The organism is Methylobacterium sp. Leaf117, from assembly GCF_001422985.1.
In the GTDB taxonomy this organism is placed as follows: Bacteria; Pseudomonadota; Alphaproteobacteria; order Rhizobiales; family Beijerinckiaceae; genus Methylobacterium.
In genome coordinates this window covers 1-1,526 of sequence record NZ_LMNL01000024.1, presented here as the reverse complement: position 1 = coordinate 1,526, position 1,526 = coordinate 1, and the positions used below count along the sequence as shown (strand labels likewise).

Here is a 1,526-nt window from a genome sequence, read left to right as displayed (position 1 = left end):
CGCGTTCACGCAGATCGGCTGACAGGGCTGAGGGCATCCAGCTCTCCTCCTTGGAAAGCCGCGCATCGAATCACATCTGCGCCGCCCTCGAAACCCCACAGACTCAAGCCGATCGGACACCGCTCTAGGCTCGGGATCGGAAAGAGCTCTGTACATCGGGCCCTAAGCCAAAAGCCGGAATAAGTGCGCAAATGCGTGGGAGGGCGCTACGCTTCGGGCAGCTCCACGATCTCACCGAACACCTCAGGCGTCTTGATCGCAGAGACTTTATCAACGATGAGCTGGCGGAGATCCCGCACCTGCCGTTGGAAATCCCGCGCCCATGGTTTGCCGCGTTCCATTCCGATTTAGCCAAAGGCTGCAAGGGCGTCGATAAAATGCGTCAGGTTGGTGAGGAAAAGACTGCGGTACTCACCCTGATCCTTGGCGGCTTCGAAGAAGTAGTACCGAGTTTCGCCTGTCTCTAGCCCTTCCGTCAGCCGGAACACGATAGACGATAACTCAGCATGCGACCCCCATTTGCTTAGCCTGTCACGGTTAGCATGAAGAGGCAGCAACTCGGGGACGTAGTTTGGGTGCGTCGGGTTCTTAGTCTCTCGGTAGAGGTCGAGCATAGCCCGACCGCCTTCCTCAAAACGCTCATTTGTCAGATGCCCCTTATGCATCAGCACCGCGTTGATTGCCGCCTCGACGGCTGACCGGCAGATGCCGAAGGCGTCGTTGCGCTGTCCGCGCATGTAAGCGAGGGCAGAGGTGTAAAGTCGGTTCTGGCAAGCGCCGGCCAGATACAACATGTAGGCCTCGCCGGCCTCGTGCTCTCGTGTGTGAGCATGCAGTTCCTGATACAGCTGATCGACCGCATGAAGATCGTCCATCTCTTCGTTCAAACGTAGCAGCGCAACGGTATGGGTGCGCGCCTCGCCAGCCACAAAGCTCAAGAAGCTCGTCATCGTCTCTTCCGTGCCCCGGGTGTAAGCTCACGCGACGAAAGCTCTGGGAAGCTGATCCGCACGTTCGGCGATTGCCCTACGGTAACAAGTGAGCCCGTCCGGCGCGACACCGAACGGGCTCAAAGAGCTTCACCTTCTCTAATCTCATCCCGGTCCGAGACCGGCAACCGCAGCTCTGAAAGAGCAGAGGCACGCTCCGCGGTAGCGGACCCTACGATCTAGATGTGACGAACATCTCTACATTGGAGAGGGGACCTAATCAATGTGTTTGCCCGCGGCGCAGATCACAGTAAGGCATTGCGAGATCATCAGACCATAAGGATTTCACGTGCTCGACATGCCCGAAGAAAACGCGCCCCAAGAAACCGCAGTCGATTACGTCGACCTGACAGCCGACATCGTCTCGGCCTACGTCTCCAAGAACTCTGTCCGGCCTGCGGATCTGGGCGAGCTGATTACCTCCGTGCATCAGACCCTTAGGGCCTGTCGTCGCCTGAACAGATTGGCTGGGCTTGCGTTTTCGTCTCTCTGATGGAGGAGGGACGATGCTGAGCGACGCGCAATGGGCTGATCTGG

3 protein-coding genes are annotated in these 1,526 nt (G+C 58.2%); 1 reads left to right on the top strand and 2 read right to left on the bottom strand.

Going from position 1 to position 1,526, the window contains the following annotated elements:
* Positions 1-206: 206 nt before the first annotated feature.
* The gene (locus ASF57_RS27275; RefSeq protein WP_280138765.1) at positions 207-341 is read right to left on the bottom strand and encodes a hypothetical protein; all 135 of its coding nucleotides are present in this window, start codon (positions 339-341) and stop codon (positions 207-209) included.
* Between the two features lie 6 nt (positions 342-347).
* Complete coding sequence (locus ASF57_RS14360; RefSeq protein ID WP_056484617.1) at positions 348-950, bottom strand: hypothetical protein; 603 nt, start codon at positions 948-950, stop codon at positions 348-350.
* A 337-nt stretch (positions 951-1,287) separates the two neighbouring features.
* Between ASF57_RS14360 and ASF57_RS14355 the strand changes: the two genes are divergently transcribed.
* Positions 1,288-1,482 (top strand): MucR family transcriptional regulator, encoded by a 195-nt coding sequence (locus ASF57_RS14355; RefSeq protein WP_082503980.1) that lies wholly within the window; start codon positions 1,288-1,290, stop codon positions 1,480-1,482.
* Positions 1,483-1,526: the final 44 nt, after the last annotated feature.

Bases quoted from the DNA above. Each gene is read 5' to 3' on its own strand.
- ASF57_RS14360 (WP_056484617.1), bottom strand. From the start codon at position 950: ATGACGAGCTTCTTGAGCTTTGTGGCTGGCGAGGCGCGCACCCATACC.
- ASF57_RS14355 (WP_082503980.1), top strand. From the start codon at position 1,288: ATGCCCGAAGAAAACGCGCCCCAAGAAACCGCAGTCGATTACGTCGAC.
- ASF57_RS27275 (WP_280138765.1), bottom strand. From the start codon at position 341: ATGGAACGCGGCAAACCATGGGCGCGGGATTTCCAACGGCAGGTGCGG.